This window comes from Pseudomonas sp. B5(2017) (assembly GCF_002112825.1).
Classification (GTDB): domain Bacteria; phylum Pseudomonadota; class Gammaproteobacteria; order Pseudomonadales; family Pseudomonadaceae; genus Aquipseudomonas; species Aquipseudomonas putida_Z.
On the sequence record NZ_NEIR01000001.1, the window covers coordinates 28,855 to 42,985 of the forward strand.

Here is a 14,131-nt window from a genome sequence, read left to right on the forward strand (position 1 = left end):
ATGAGCACGCGCAAATCGCTGGCCCTGTTGCTGTACTTCTTCTTCCTGCTGGTGCCGATCTACTGGCTGCTGAACATGTCGTTCAAGAGCAACACCGAGATCCTCGGCGGCCTGACCCTGTGGCCACAGGCGTTCACCCTCGACAACTACCGGGTGATCTTCACCGATGCCAGTTGGTACAGCGGCTACATCAATTCGCTGTACTACGTGTGCCTGAACACGCTGATTTCGCTGCTGGTGGCGCTGCCAGCAGCATATGCCTTCTCGCGTTACCGCTTCCTCGGTGACCGGCACCTGTTCTTCTGGCTGCTGACCAACCGCATGGCGCCACCGGCGGTGTTCCTGCTGCCGTTCTTCCAGCTGTATTCGTCGATCGGCCTGTTCGATACCCATATCGCCGTGGCCCTGGCCCACTGCCTGTTCAACGTGCCGCTGGCGGTGTGGATCCTCGAGGGGTTCATGTCTGGTGTGCCGAAGGAAATCGACGAAACAGCCTACATCGACGGCTACAGCTTCCCGCGCTTCTTCGTGAAGATCTTCATCCCGCTGATTGGCTCCGGCATCGGCGTGACGGCGTTTTTCTGTTTCATGTTCTCCTGGGTCGAGCTGCTGCTGGCGCGCACCCTGACCTCGGTGAATGCCAAACCGATCGCCGCTGTGATGACCCGTACCGTGTCGGCCTCGGGCATCGATTGGGGCGTGTTGGCGGCGGCGGGGGTACTGACCATCTTGCCGGGCATGCTGGTGATCTGGTTCGTGCGCAACCATGTGGCCAAGGGCTTCGCCCTGGGCCGGGTGTGAGGAGGGCAAGGCATGGAGTGGATGGCCTGGACCTTGCCGACGGCGCTGTTCTTCGCCGCCGTTGGCGTGCTGCTGCTGGGCATGACCCTGCTCGAACTGCGTCGCCCCTGCGTGGAGCGACGCGGCTTCCTGCCGCTGGTCACCAGCCGTGGCGACCGCTTGTTCATCGGCCTGCTGGCCAGCGCCTACCTGCATTTGCTGGTGGTTGGCGTCAGCGAGTGGCCATTGTGGGTGGCCTCGCTGCTGTCGCTGGCGTGGCTGGTGGTGGTGCTGCGCTGGGGCTGAGCGAGCGGCCCTGTGGGATAACTGAAACGGGAGATCACAATGTTCGACAACAAGTACAACAGGCGACATTTGACCCTGGCCGCGTTGCTGGTACTGGCCAGCGTGCAGGGCACAGCCTGGGCCGACCAGTACGAGGATGCGGCAAGGAAGTGGCTCGGCAGTGAGTTCAAGCCTTCGACCCTTACCCCTGAGCAGCAGCTGGCCGAGTTGAAGTGGTTCATCAAGGCTGCCGAGCCGTTCCGCGGCATGAAGATCAACGTGGTGTCGGAAACCATCACCACCCATGAATACGAGTCCAAGGTGCTGGCCAAGGCCTTCAGCGAGATCACCGGTATACAGCTGACCCACGACCTGTTGCAGGAAGGCGACGTGGTGGAAAAGCTGCAGACACAGATGCAGTCGGACAAGAACATCTATGACGGCTGGGTCAACGACTCCGACCTGATCGGTACGCACTTTCGCTACGGCAAGGTGGAATCGATCACCGACCTGATGGCCAACGAAGGCAAGGACTACACTTCGCCGACCCTGGACCTGAAGGACTTCATCGGCATTTCCTTCACCACCGCGCCGGATGGCAAGGTCTACCAACTGCCCGACCAGCAGTTCGCCAACCTCTACTGGTTCCGTGCCGACTGGTTCGAGCGGCCCGAGCTGAAGGCCAGGTTCAAGGAAAAATACGGCTACGAGCTGGGCGTACCGGTGAACTGGTCGGCCTACGAGGACATTGCCAGGTTCTTCAGCGAAGACGTCAAGGAGATCGACGGCAAACGCGTCTATGGCCACATGGACTACGGCAAGAAAGACCCGTCGCTGGGCTGGCGCTTCACCGATGCCTGGTTCTCCATGGCGGGTGGCGGCGACAAAGGCCTGCCCAATGGTTTGCCGGTGGACGAATGGGGCATTCGCGTGGAGGACTGCCACCCGGTGGGGTCCAGCGTGACCCGTGGCGGCGACACCAACGGCCCGGCCGCCGTGTATGCCACGCAGAAGTACGTGGACTGGATGCGTGCCTATGCGCCCAAGGAAGCCCAGGGCATGACCTTCTCCGAAGCCGGCCCGGTGCCGGCACAGGGCAACATCGCCCAGCAGATCTTCTGGTACACCGCGTTTACCGCCGACATGACCAAGCCCGGTTTGCCGGTGGTGAACGCCGACGGCACGCCGAAGTGGCGTATGGCGCCTTCGCCGAAGGGGCCGTACTGGGAGGAGGGGATGAAGCTGGGCTACCAGGACACCGGTTCGTGGACCTTCTTCAAGTCCACCCCCGAGAAGCAACGCCTGGCTGCGTGGCTGTACGCCCAGTTCGTCACCTCCAAGACCGTGTCGCTGAAAAAGACCATCGTCGGCCTCACGCCGATTCGCGAGTCGGACATCAATTCCCAGGCCATGACCGAACTGGCGCCCAAGTTGGGCGGGCTGGTGGAGTTCTACCGCAGCCCGGCGCGGGTACAGTGGACACCGACCGGCACCAACGTGCCGGATTACCCGCGGTTGGCGCAGTTGTGGTGGAGCCACATCGCCGAAGTGGCCAGTGGCGAGAAGACCCCGCAGGAAGCGCTGGACGGCCTGGCCCGCGACCAGGACCGGATGATGGAGCGCTTGCAGCGGTCCAACGCCCAGGCCACCTGCGCACCGAAGCTGAACCCGGAGAAGGACGCCCAGTACTGGTTCGACCAGCCCGGGGCGCCGAAACCGAAACTGGCCAACGAAAAGCCCAAGGGCGAGACGGTCAGCTACAACGAACTGCTGAAGTCGTGGGAGGCGGCGAGGAAGTGACCGGCTGAATACCGCGCCGGCCTCTTCGCGGGTAAACCCGCTCCCACAGAGATATCGCCATCTTCTGGGACGGCGCGCAACCTGTGGGAGCGGGTTCACCCGCGAAGAGGCCGGTGAAGCCAATGCATTGATCACGGGCAAAAAAAACGGCACCTGCCAGAGGTGCCGTTTTCATATCACGCGGTATTACTTGTGCAGCTCTTCCGCCGCATACAGCGTGTTCTCCAGCAGGCATGCGCGGGTCATCGGCCCGACGCCGCCCGGCACCGGCGTGATCCAGCCGGCGCGCGGCAGGGCGGTCTCGTAGACCACGTCGCCGACCAGCTTGCCGTCTTCCTGGCGGTTGATGCCCACGTCGATAACGATGGCACCTTCCTTGATCCACTCACCCTTGACCAGGCCCGGCTTGCCTGCGGCCACTACCACCAGGTCGGCGCGGCCGACATGGCCGGGGAGGTCCTTGGTGAAGCGGTGGCAGACGGTCACGGTGCAGCCGGCCAGCAGCAGCTCCATGGCCATCGGGCGGCCAACGATGTTGGAGGCGCCGACGATGACCGCGTTCATGCCGTACAGGTCCTGGCCGGTGCTTTTCAGCAGGGTCATGATGCCCTTCGGCGTGCACGGGCGCAGCAGCGGGATGCGCTGGGCCAGGCGGCCGATGTTGTACGGGTGGAAGCCGTCCACGTCCTTGTCCGGGCGGATGCGCTCGAGCAGCAGCGAGGCGTCCAGGTGCGCCGGCAGCGGCAACTGCAGCAGGATACCGTCGACGGCCGGGTCGTCATTGAGGCGGTCGATCAGCTCGGTCAGGGCCTGCTGCGTGGTTTCGCTGGGCAGGTCGAACGCCTGCGAAATGAAGCCGACCTCTTCGCAGTCCTTGCGCTTGTGCGAGACATAGACTTGGGAGGCGGGGTCGGTGCCGACCAGGATCACCGCCAGGCCCGGCGTACGCAGGCCTTGCTGGCGACGCTCCACGACACGTTGAGCGATCTGCTGGCGCAGGCTGGCGGCGATCGCCTTGCCATCGATTAGGTGTGCAGTCATAGACGCGTGATTAACCATCGAGAAGGAAACAATTAAAGAGGGCGCATTCTCGCACGACATGGGCCAAGGGCAAAGGCGGGTGGTCGGGCAAATCCCCTAAGCCCTTAAATAATTTAAATTTTTTTGAGAAAGGTGTTGACGACTATCAGGCCCGCCTATAAGATTCGCCGCACTTGTCGGGCACAGCCTAGCACTGGTTGGCTAAGTCGGGCAGAATGAGTGGTTTAGCAGTTACCTGTTAAGGTCTCGTTCGGTTAGGCTTCAAGCTTAAGCGCCCGTAGCTCAGCTGGATAGAGCATCCGCCTTCTAAGCGGATGGTCGCAGGTTCGAGTCCTGCCGGGTGCGCCATTAGGCAGCTTTGGCAAGCAAGTAGGCTGTAATGCAATATGGTGGGCGTAGCTCAGTTGGTAGAGCGCTGGATTGTGATTCCAGTTGTCGTGGGTTCGATTCCCATCGTCCACCCCATATTCTTCAAAGGCGCCTCGATAGCATCTGGCGCCTTTGTTTTAAGCGTTACGCGGACGTGGTGAAATTGGTAGACACACTGGATTTAGGTTCCAGCGGCGCAAGCTGTAAGAGTTCGAGTCTCTTCGTCCGCACCATGCTTCTGTAAGGCTGTACCGCAAAATCGCAAGACTGCAATATGGTGGGCGTAGCTCAGTTGGTAGAGCGCTGGATTGTGATTCCAGTTGTCGTGGGTTCGATTCCCATCGTCCACCCCATATTCTTCGAAGGCGCCTTGATCGTGAGATCGGGCGCCTTTTTGTTTCTGCGCTCGGTGTATGGCTTGAGGGTTCTGGCACTTGTGAGATCGAGCGCCGCCCGCGCGGCGCTTCGCGGGACAAGTCGGATCGCCGCGCGGGCGGCGCTCGGTCTCCCGGGCGCTGAAAATGCCCTGGCGAACGCCCTCCCGGCCAAATCGCATCCCGGCCCTTGCAATCCTCTGGTGACACCCCAATAAAAGCTGTTAGATTTCAGCCGGTTGAAACACCGGCCCATTTGGCCGGCAGAGGAACAGCCCGATGATCGCAAAAGAAGCCCGTCAGGCCCTGGCGCTACAGCGCTTTGCCGAGGCCAACCCGCAGCTGCTCGAAGAGATCCGTGAGCTGGATGCGCGCGAGCAGGCCCAGCAGATCGAGTGGGCGTTCGAGGATGCGGCCGAGGAGCAGGGTATCCAGCCTTGGGAGCTGGCCCTGCAACTGATCGCCGAAACCCCCGAGCAACTGCAGGCCATGCGCCTGGAGACGCACCGCGAGGTAGCTGAGGCGCTGGGGATGGAGTGGGAGGAGTACTGCCAGTTCAACGAAATCGACCCTGAATAAAGGCAGCGAATTCGTTCCTGGTAGTTGTTTGACAAGGTATTTCGGCTGCAGGGCGCCCCGGGCGTCGTGCGGCCCCCATTGAAGCAGGCCCGGCGTTATGTCGTGCGGGCCTTGAAAGTTAATCGACCGGCGTGGTTTCCCGTCGTCCCGAGTGGGGTGACTTCTGCTGCGCGACTCACTAGAATGCTTGCCCTTGATTCTGGAGTCGGGCTAACGCCGGCTAACGTCTGTGCAACGAGGAATATCCATGCAAGTTTCTGTTGAAAACACTTCCGCTCTCGAGCGCCGCATGACCATCGCCGTTCCGGCCGAGCGCGTCGAGAACGAAGTCAACAAGCGTCTGCAACAGACTGCCAAGCGCGCCAAGGTTGCCGGCTTCCGCCCAGGCAAAGTGCCGATGAGCGTGATTCGTCAGCGTTTCGAAGCTGATGCCCGTCAAGAGGCTTTCGGTGACCTGGTCCAGGCTTCCTTCTACGAAGCCATCGTCGAGCAGAAGCTGAACCCGGCTGGCGCCCCTGCGGTAGAGCCGAAGTCCTTCGAAAAGGGCAAGGACCTGGAATTCGTCGCCATCTTCGAAGTGTTCCCGGAGTTCACCGTTGGCGGCCTCGAGTCGATCAACGTCGAGCGCCTGAGCGCCGAAGTGGCTGACGCCGACCTGGACAACATGCTGGAAGTGCTGCGCAAGCAGAACACCCGCTTCGAGGCCGTCGAGCGCGCCGCGCAGAACGACGACCAGGTCAACATCGACTTCGTCGGCAAGGTCGACGGTGAAGTGTTCGCTGGTGGTTCGGCCAAGGGCACCCAGCTGGTACTGGGCTCCGGCCGCATGATCCCAGGCTTCGAAGATGGCCTGGTTGGCGCCAAGGCTGGCGAAGAGCGCGTTGTCAACGTGACCTTCCCTGAGGACTACCAGAACCTGGACCTGGCTGGCAAAGCCGCCGAGTTCACCATCACCGTCAACAGCGTTGCCGCTCCTGTGCTGCCAGAGCTGAACGAAGAGTTCTTCGCCCAGTTCGGCATCAAGGAATCGACCCTGGAAGGCTTCCGCACCGAAGTTCGCAAGAACATGGAGCGTGAACTGCGCCAGGCCATCAAGGCCAAGGTGAAGAACCAGGTCATGGACGGTCTGCTGGCTGCCAACCCGATCGAAGTGCCGAAGGCCCTGCTGGAAAACGAAGTCAACCGTCTGCGCGTGCAGGCTGTTCAGCAGTTCGGTGGCAACATCAAGCCTGAGCAACTGCCGGCCGAGCTGTTCGAAGAACAAGCCAAGCGCCGTGTGGTCCTGGGCCTGATCGTGGCCGAAGTGGTCAAGCAGTTCGAGCTGAAGCCGGACGAAGGCAAGGTTCGCGAAATGATCGAAGAAATGGCTTCGGCTTACCAAGAGCCTGAGCAGGTCATCGCGTGGTACTACAAGAACGATCAGCAACTGAACGAAGTCCGTTCGGTTGTGCTGGAAGAACAAGTTGTAGATACTGTTCTGCAGAAAGCGACTGTGACCGACAAGTCGGTCTCGTACGAAGATGCCGTTAAACCAGCACAGGCTCCAGCCGCCGCTGAGTAACAGGCTTCTCTCGTAGGAAACCCCCACAAGCCAGCCTTCGAGCTGGCTTGTGCGTATTCAAGCCATGACTATTTGGGAGTGAGCGCAGGACATGTCCCGCAATTCTTATATTCAGCAGAGCTCTGACATCCAGGCCGCAGGCGGCCTGGTCCCGATGGTTATCGAGCAGTCCGCCCGTGGCGAACGCGCTTACGACATCTACTCGCGCCTGTTGAAGGAGCGTGTGATCTTCCTGGTTGGCCCGGTAGAGGACTACATGGCCAACCTCGTCGTCGCGCAACTGCTGTTCCTTGAAGCGGAAAACCCGGACAAGGATATCCATCTGTACATCAACTCGCCGGGCGGTTCCGTCACCGCCGGCATGTCGATTTACGACACCATGCAGTTCATCAAGCCGGACGTCTCGACCATCTGCATCGGCCAGGCCTGCAGCATGGGCGCCTTCCTGCTGGCTGCAGGTGCCAAGGGCAAGCGTCACTGCCTGCCGAACTCGCGTGTGATGATCCACCAGCCGCTGGGCGGCTTCCAGGGTCAGGCCACCGATATCGAGATCCACGCCCAGGAAATCCTCAATATCAAGGCCCGCCTGAACGAGCTGCTGGCCTACCATACCGGCCAGGATCTCGAGACCATCAAGCGCGACACCGAACGTGACAACTTCATGAGCGCCTCGCGCGCGGCCGAGTACGGCCTGATCGACTCGGTCTACGACAAGCGGCAACTGGCCTCCTGAACCGGGGTGCCAGAGCAGGTGGGCGCCGAAAGCGCCTACCTGCGGACTTGAAAAAGCCCGCAATTGCCTTCATCTTGTGTTGCAAGCCTACCGGATTGGATCGATCGAATGACTGACACCCGTAACGGCGAGGACAGCGGCAAATTGCTTTATTGCTCCTTCTGCGGCAAAAGCCAGCACGAAGTGCGCAAACTGATTGCCGGGCCCTCGGTATTTATCTGCGACGAGTGCGTCGACCTGTGCAACGACATCATCCGTGAGGAGGTGCAGGAAGCCCAGGCCGAGAGCAGCGCGCACAAATTGCCTTCGCCGAAAGAAATCAGCGGTATCCTGGACCAGTACGTCATTGGTCAGGAACGCGCGAAGAAGGTGCTTGCCGTAGCGGTGTACAACCACTACAAGCGCCTGAACCAGCGTGACAAGAAGGGTGACGAAGTCGAACTCGGCAAGAGCAACATCCTGCTCATCGGGCCAACCGGCTCGGGCAAGACCCTGCTCGCCGAAACCCTTGCGCGCCTGTTGAACGTACCGTTCACCATTGCTGACGCCACCACCCTGACCGAAGCCGGTTACGTGGGTGAGGACGTCGAGAACATCATCCAGAAGCTGTTGCAGAAGTGCGACTACGACGTGGAAAAGGCCCAGATGGGCATTGTCTACATCGACGAGATCGACAAGATTTCGCGCAAGTCGGACAACCCGTCCATCACCCGTGACGTCTCGGGCGAGGGCGTGCAGCAGGCACTGCTGAAGCTGATCGAAGGCACCGTGGCCTCGGTTCCGCCGCAAGGCGGCCGCAAGCACCCGCAACAGGAATTCCTGCAGGTCGATACCCGCAACATTCTGTTCATCTGCGGTGGCGCCTTCTCGGGCCTGGAAAAGGTCATCCAGAACCGCTCCACCAAGGGTGGCATCGGTTTTGGCGCCGAAGTACGCAGCAAGGAAGAGGGCAAGAAGGTTGGCGAGTCCCTGCGTGAGGTCGAGCCGGACGATCTGGTCAAGTTTGGCCTGATCCCGGAATTCGTCGGCCGCCTGCCGGTACTGGCAACCCTCGACGAGCTGGACGAGGCTGCGCTGATGCAGATCCTCACCGAGCCGAAGAACGCCCTGACCAAGCAGTATGCCAAGCTGTTCGAGATGGAAAGCGTCGACCTCGAGTTCCGCAGCGATGCGCTCAAGGCCGTGGCGCGCAAGGCCCTGGAGCGCAAGACCGGCGCCCGTGGCCTGCGTTCGATCCTCGAAGGCGTGCTGCTCGACACCATGTACGAGATTCCTTCGAAGAAGGATGTCAGCAAGGTGGTGATCGACGAGAGCGTCATCGATGGCACCTCGCAGCCGCTGATGATCTACGAGAACAGCGAGCCGCAAGCCAAGGCCGCACCGGACGCCTGATCCAGGCAATGGCCGGTTGACGGTTGCAAGCGAGAAGGGGCCTACGGGCCCCTTTCTGCTTTTCCTGCGCTAGCGCTTGTAATTTCCCAAGCGTGCCCCCACATTAGGTCCAAGCATCATTTCCACCGGTTTCCGGCCATAAGGCCGCTGTAGAGGCGAAATCATGAAGACCACCCTCGACTTGCCTCTTTTGCCATTGCGCGATGTCGTTGTTTACCCGCACATGGTCATCCCGCTGTTCGTGGGGCGCGAAAAGTCCATCGAAGCCCTTGAGGCGGCGATGACGGGCGAAAAGCAGATCCTCCTGCTGGCCCAGAAAAACCCGGCCGACGATGATCCGGGCGAAGACGCCCTGTACCGCGTCGGTACCGTTGCCACCGTGCTGCAATTGCTGAAACTGCCCGATGGCACCGTCAAGGTGCTGGTCGAGGGCGAGCAGCGCGGCGCCGTGGAGCGTTTCAGCGAAGTAGAAGGGCACATCCGTGCCGAAGTTTCCCTGATCGACGAAGTCGACGCCGCCGAGCGCGAGTCGGAAGTGTTCGTGCGCACGCTGCTGTCGCAGTTCGAGCAGTACGTGCAGCTGGGCAAGAAAGTCCCTGCCGAAGTGCTGTCGTCGCTGAACAGCATCGAAGAGCCAGGGCGCCTGGTCGATACCATGGCCGCACACATGGCCTTGAAGATCGAGCAGAAACAGGAAATTCTCGAAATCGTCGACCTGCCGACCCGTGTCGAGCACGTCCTGGCGCTGCTGGATGCCGAAATCGACCTGCTGCAGGTCGAAAAGCGCATTCGCGGTCGGGTCAAGAAGCAGATGGAGCGCAGCCAGCGCGAGTACTACCTGAATGAGCAGATGAAGGCCATTCAGAAAGAGCTCGGCGATGGCGACGAAGGCCACAACGAAGTCGAAGAGCTGAAAAAGCGCATCGAAGCCGCTGGCCTGCCCAAGGACGCACTGGCCAAGGCCCAGGCCGAGCTGAACAAGCTCAAGCAGATGTCGCCGATGTCGGCCGAGGCCACCGTGGTCCGGTCGTACCTCGACTGGCTGGTGCAGGTGCCGTGGAAGGCCCAGAGCAAGGTGCGCCTGGACCTGGCCAAGGCCGAGGAAATCCTCGATGCGGACCACTACGGCCTGGAAGAGGTCAAGGAACGCATCCTCGAGTACCTTGCCGTGCAAAAGCGCGTCAAGAAGATCCGCGGGCCGGTACTGTGCCTGGTCGGCCCACCCGGCGTCGGCAAGACCTCGCTGGCCGAGTCGATCGCCGCTGCGACCAACCGCAAGTTCGTGCGCATGGCCCTGGGTGGTGTGCGTGACGAGGCCGAGATCCGTGGTCACCGCCGTACCTACATCGGTTCCATGCCTGGCCGCCTGATCCAGAAGATGACCAAGGTGGGGGTGCGCAACCCGCTGTTCCTGCTGGACGAAATCGACAAGATGGGCAGCGACATGCGTGGCGACCCGGCCTCGGCACTGCTCGAAGTGCTCGACCCGGAGCAGAACCACAACTTCAACGACCACTACCTGGAGGTCGACTACGACCTCTCGGACGTGATGTTCCTGTGCACCTCGAACTCGATGAACATCCCGCCGGCGCTGCTCGACCGGATGGAAGTCATCCGACTACCGGGCTACACCGAGGACGAGAAGATCAACATCGCGGTCAAGTACCTGGTGCCCAAGCAGGTCAAGGCCAACGGCTTGAAGAAGGACGAGCTGGAAGTCGACGTCTCGGCGATCCGCGACATCATCCGCTTCTACACCCGCGAAGCCGGTGTGCGTGGCCTGGAGCGGCAAATCGCCAAGGTCTGCCGCAAGGTGGTCAAGGAACATACCGGGCAGAAGCAGGTCAAGGTCAAGGTGGCCAGCGAGCAGCTGGAGCACCTGCTGGGTGTGCGCAAGTTCCGCTACGGCCTGGCCGAGCAGCAGGACCAGATCGGTCAGGTTACCGGCCTGGCCTGGACCCAGGTGGGCGGCGAACTGCTGACCATCGAAGCCGTGGTCATCCCCGGCAAGGGCCAGCTGATCAAGACCGGCTCGCTGGGCGACGTCATGGTCGAGTCGATCACCGCCGCGCAGACCGTGGTGCGCAGCCGTGCCCGCAGCCTGGGTATCGCCGCCGACTTCCATGAGAAGCACGACGTGCATATCCACATGCCGGAAGGCGCCACGCCGAAGGATGGCCCGAGTGCCGGTATCGGCATGTGCACCGCGCTGGTGTCGGCGCTGACGCAGATTCCGGTACGTGCCGATGTGGCCATGACCGGCGAAATCACCCTGCGTGGCCAGGTGCTGGCCATTGGCGGGTTGAAGGAAAAACTGCTGGCGGCACACCGTGGCGGGATCAAGACGGTGATCATTCCCGAGGAGAATGTTCGCGATCTGAAGGAGATTCCGGAAAATATCAAACAGGATCTGCAGATCAAACCGGTCAAATGGATTGACGAAGTCCTGCAAATTGCGCTGCAATACGCCCCGGAGCCCTTGCCAGATGTGGCTCCGGAGATTGTCGCGAAAGATGAAAAGCGCGACGGCGATGCTAAGGAAAGAATTAGCACGCACTAGTAGTTTTTGGCTGGGGGGCTTTCCTTGACAGTTTTTTCGGGGCCTTGCTATAAAGCGGCACGCTATTGTCATCAGGCCACCCAGCGCACGTTTCATAAGCTTTTCATTACATACTTAGAAACAAACTCAATAGAGAAATAAGGGGACTTAGAGTGAACAAGTCGGAACTGATTGACGCTATCGCCGCATCTGCTGACATCCCGAAAGCTGTAGCCGGCCGTGCGCTGGACGCAGTCATCGAATCCGTCACCGGCGCCCTGAAGCAAGGTGACGATGTGGTACTGGTTGGTTTCGGTACCTTCTCGGTCAAGGAGCGTGCAGAGCGCACCGGCCGCAACCCGCAAACCGGTAACGCGATCAAGATCGCTGCCGCCAAGGTTCCAGGCTTCAAGGCTGGCAAAGGCCTGAAAGACGCCGTCAACTAAGTCGTCTCTTTCAGCCGGACCCGGCCTGGCCAGGTCCGAGCACGGTGATGGCGGGGCGCAAACGTTCCCGCCTGACACGTTTGCTAAGAAAAGGCGCATCCTCGGATGCGCCTTTCTTTTATCAGGTTTCTACCCACGCTCCGCGGTTGTCGACGCAGTGGTACAGCCGTTTCTGGGGGACGCATGCTGCAAAATATCAGGGACAATTCACAAGGTTGGATTGCCAAGACCATCATCGGCCTTATCGTCGTGTTGATGGCGTTGACCGGCTTTGAAGCCATTTTCCAGGCCGCCACACATAGCCAGGACGCCGCCAAGGTGAACGGCCAGACCATCAGCCAGAACGAGCTGAGCCAGGCGGCCGACATGCAGCGCCGTCAGCTGATGCAACAGTTGGGCAAGGATTTCGACCCGGCGCTGCTGGACGACAAATTGCTGCGCGAAGAGGCACTGAAAGGCCTGATCAGCCGCAAGCTGCTGCTGCAAGGCGCCGAAGATGCCAAATTCGCCTTCTCCGAGGCCGCGCTGGATCAAGTGATCCTGCAGACGCCGGAATTCCAGGTGGACGGCAAGTTCAGTGCCGACCGTTTTGACCAGGTCATTCGCCAGATGGGCTATGGCCGCATGCAGTTCCGCGACATGCTCGCCGAGGAAATGCTTATCGGCCAGCTGCGCACCGGCCTGGCCGGCAGCAGCTTCGTCACCGACCAGCAGGTCGATGCCTTTGCCCGCCTCGAGAAGCAGACCCGTGACTTCGCTTCCCTGACCTTCAAGGCCGACCCGGCCGCGGTCAAGGTCAGCGATGAAGAGATCAAGGCGCACTACGACCAGCACGCCAAGGAGTTCATGTCGCCGGACCAGGTGGTGATCGACTACATCGAGCTGAAGAAGTCGGTGTTCTTCGACCAGGTCAAGGTGACCGACGAAGAGCTCAAGGCCCAGTACGAGAAGGAAATCGCCAACCTCGCCGAGCAGCGCCATGCCGCGCACATCCTCATCGAGGTCAACGACAAGGTCACCGACGCCCAGGCCAAGGCCCGCGCCGACGAGATCGAGCAGCGTCTGGCCAAGGGTGAAGACTTTGCCGCGCTGGCCAAGGAGTTCTCCCAGGACCCGGGTTCGGCCAACAGCGGCGGTGACCTTGGCTTCGCCGGCCCGGGCGTTTACGACCCGGCGTTCGAAGATGCACTGTACAAGTTGCAGGATGGCCAGGTCTCGGCGCCGGTGCGCACAGAGTTCGGCTACCACCTGATCAAGCTGCTGGGCGTACAGGCACCGGAAGTGCCGAGCTTCGCCAGCCTGAAGGACAAGCTGACCCGTGACCTGAAGATCCCGCTGGTCGAGCAGCGTTACGTAGATGCCAGCAAGCAGCTGCAGGATGCCGCCTACGAGGCTTCCGACCTGGCCCAGCCGGCCCAGGACCTGAACCTGAAGGTGCAAACCTCCGCAGCCTTCGGCCGTGAGGGTGGTGAAGGCATCACTGCCAACCGTTCGGTCGTGCAGGCCGCATTCTCCGAAGAAGTGCTGGAGGAGGGTGCCAACAGCACCGCCATCGAGCTCGACCCGGAAACCACCGTGGTACTGCGCGTCAAGGAGCACCGCAAGCCTGAGCAGCTGCCGCTGGAAGCCGTGGCCAAGAACATCAGCGAACACCTGGCCAAGGAGAAGGCGACTGCCGAGCTCAAGGCCAAGGCGGACAAGCTGATTGCCGGCCTGCGTGACGGTTCCATCGCAGCGGGCAGTGTGCACGAAGGGCAGGGCTGGAAGGCCTATGAAGCAGTTACCCGCGGCGAGGACGGTATCGACCCGGCCGAGCTGCAGGCACTGTTCCGCCTGGGCAAGCCACAAGCCAAGGACAAGCCGGTTTATGGCAGCGTCGTGCTGCGTGACGGTAGCCTGGTGGTACTGCAGCTCAAGGGTGTCAACGAAGGCGCTACTGCCACCGACGAAGAGAAGCAGCAGATCCGCCGCTACCTCGCGTCGCGTGCTGGCCAGCAAGACTTCGCGGCGTACCGCAAGCAGCTGGAAGCCAAGGCGGACATCACCCGTTACTAAGGTGATGGATGCATGAACGAACAGGCCGCCCAGTGCGGCCTGTTTCGTTTCTGTTGTCTGTGCCGGCCTCTTCGCGGGTAAACCCGCTCCCACAGGTCCAACACAGGTTTCAAGTACTGTGGTGAACCTGTGGGAGCGGGTTTACCCGCGAAGAGGCCGGCACCAGCAGCGCAGGGT

General features: G+C 61.1%; 11 protein-coding genes and 4 tRNA genes. 14 read left to right on the top strand and 1 reads right to left on the bottom strand.

Annotated elements, in window-relative coordinates; genetic code table 11:
• The 3 genes from CAG00_RS00140 to CAG00_RS00150 are packed head-to-tail and all read left to right on the top strand — an operon-like array spanning position 1 to position 2,865.
• Positions 1-801, top strand: coding sequence for a carbohydrate ABC transporter permease (locus tag CAG00_RS00140; RefSeq protein ID WP_013971876.1), 801 nt, complete (start codon positions 1-3; stop codon positions 799-801).
• Positions 802-813: 12 nt separating this feature from the next.
• Positions 814-1,086: a DUF2160 domain-containing protein gene (locus tag CAG00_RS00145; RefSeq protein WP_013971877.1), complete on the top strand. Its 273-nt coding sequence runs from the start codon at positions 814-816 to the stop codon at positions 1,084-1,086.
• A gap of 39 nt (positions 1,087-1,125) precedes the next feature.
• A complete protein-coding gene (locus tag CAG00_RS00150; protein WP_085663143.1) occupies positions 1,126-2,865 on the top strand; it encodes an ABC transporter substrate-binding protein in 1,740 nt (579 codons plus the stop codon).
• A 186-nt stretch (positions 2,866-3,051) separates the two neighbouring features.
• On the opposite strand, the gene folD is transcribed toward CAG00_RS00150, so the two are convergent.
• Positions 3,052-3,906 carry a bifunctional methylenetetrahydrofolate dehydrogenase/methenyltetrahydrofolate cyclohydrolase FolD gene (folD, locus tag CAG00_RS00155; protein WP_085663144.1) on the bottom strand — a complete coding sequence of 285 codons (855 nt, stop codon included), beginning with the start codon at positions 3,904-3,906 and terminating at the stop codon, positions 3,052-3,054.
• 271 nt (positions 3,907-4,177) lie between these two features.
• Here folD and CAG00_RS00160 point away from each other — a divergent pair.
• The 11 genes from CAG00_RS00160 (at position 4,178) to CAG00_RS00210 (ending at position 13,954) form a co-directional block, all read left to right on the top strand.
• Positions 4,178-4,254, top strand: a tRNA-Arg gene (locus CAG00_RS00160).
• Between the two features lie 41 nt (positions 4,255-4,295).
• Positions 4,296-4,371, top strand: a tRNA-His gene (locus tag CAG00_RS00165).
• A 52-nt stretch (positions 4,372-4,423) separates the two neighbouring features.
• Positions 4,424-4,508, top strand: a tRNA-Leu gene (locus CAG00_RS00170).
• A gap of 44 nt (positions 4,509-4,552) precedes the next feature.
• Positions 4,553-4,628 (top strand) — tRNA-His (locus tag CAG00_RS00175).
• Positions 4,629-4,928: 300 nt separating this feature from the next.
• Positions 4,929-5,228, top strand: a complete 300-nt coding sequence (locus CAG00_RS00180; RefSeq protein ID WP_025338418.1) for a DUF6388 family protein — start codon at positions 4,929-4,931, stop codon at positions 5,226-5,228.
• A gap of 247 nt (positions 5,229-5,475) precedes the next feature.
• A complete protein-coding gene (gene tig / locus CAG00_RS00185; RefSeq protein WP_024086620.1) occupies positions 5,476-6,789 on the top strand; it encodes a trigger factor in 1,314 nt (437 codons plus the stop codon).
• A gap of 91 nt (positions 6,790-6,880) precedes the next feature.
• The gene (gene clpP / locus CAG00_RS00190; RefSeq protein WP_003259400.1) at positions 6,881-7,522 is read left to right on the top strand and encodes an ATP-dependent Clp endopeptidase proteolytic subunit ClpP; all 642 of its coding nucleotides are present in this window, start codon (positions 6,881-6,883) and stop codon (positions 7,520-7,522) included.
• A gap of 108 nt (positions 7,523-7,630) precedes the next feature.
• Entirely contained in the window at positions 7,631-8,914 is a 1,284-nt protein-coding gene (gene clpX / locus CAG00_RS00195) for an ATP-dependent Clp protease ATP-binding subunit ClpX (RefSeq protein ID WP_025338419.1), read from the top strand.
• A gap of 163 nt (positions 8,915-9,077) precedes the next feature.
• Positions 9,078-11,474 (top strand): endopeptidase La, encoded by a 2,397-nt coding sequence (gene lon, locus CAG00_RS00200; RefSeq protein WP_015269697.1) that lies wholly within the window; start codon positions 9,078-9,080, stop codon positions 11,472-11,474.
• A 152-nt stretch (positions 11,475-11,626) separates the two neighbouring features.
• Entirely contained in the window at positions 11,627-11,899 is a 273-nt protein-coding gene (locus CAG00_RS00205) for an HU family DNA-binding protein (protein ID WP_003259401.1), read from the top strand.
• A gap of 183 nt (positions 11,900-12,082) precedes the next feature.
• Positions 12,083-13,954: a SurA N-terminal domain-containing protein gene (locus CAG00_RS00210; RefSeq protein WP_025338420.1), complete on the top strand. Its 1,872-nt coding sequence runs from the start codon at positions 12,083-12,085 to the stop codon at positions 13,952-13,954.
• Positions 13,955-14,131 lie beyond the last annotated feature (177 nt).

What these genes read in the sequence shown, in the direction of transcription:
- CAG00_RS00140 (WP_013971876.1), top strand. Translation starts at nt 1, where the DNA reads ATGAGCACGCGCAAATCGCTGGCCCTGTTGCTGTACTTCTTCTTCCTG.
- CAG00_RS00145 (WP_013971877.1), top strand. Translation starts at nt 814, where the DNA reads ATGGAGTGGATGGCCTGGACCTTGCCGACGGCGCTGTTCTTCGCCGCC.
- CAG00_RS00150 (WP_085663143.1), top strand. Translation starts at nt 1,126, where the DNA reads ATGTTCGACAACAAGTACAACAGGCGACATTTGACCCTGGCCGCGTTG.
- folD (WP_085663144.1), bottom strand. Translation starts at nt 3,906, where the DNA reads ATGACTGCACACCTAATCGATGGCAAGGCGATCGCCGCCAGCCTGCGC.
- CAG00_RS00180 (WP_025338418.1), top strand. Translation starts at nt 4,929, where the DNA reads ATGATCGCAAAAGAAGCCCGTCAGGCCCTGGCGCTACAGCGCTTTGCC.
- tig (WP_024086620.1), top strand. Translation starts at nt 5,476, where the DNA reads ATGCAAGTTTCTGTTGAAAACACTTCCGCTCTCGAGCGCCGCATGACC.
- clpP (WP_003259400.1), top strand. Translation starts at nt 6,881, where the DNA reads ATGTCCCGCAATTCTTATATTCAGCAGAGCTCTGACATCCAGGCCGCA.
- clpX (WP_025338419.1), top strand. Translation starts at nt 7,631, where the DNA reads ATGACTGACACCCGTAACGGCGAGGACAGCGGCAAATTGCTTTATTGC.
- lon (WP_015269697.1), top strand. Translation starts at nt 9,078, where the DNA reads ATGAAGACCACCCTCGACTTGCCTCTTTTGCCATTGCGCGATGTCGTT.
- CAG00_RS00210 (WP_025338420.1), top strand. Translation starts at nt 12,083, where the DNA reads ATGCTGCAAAATATCAGGGACAATTCACAAGGTTGGATTGCCAAGACC.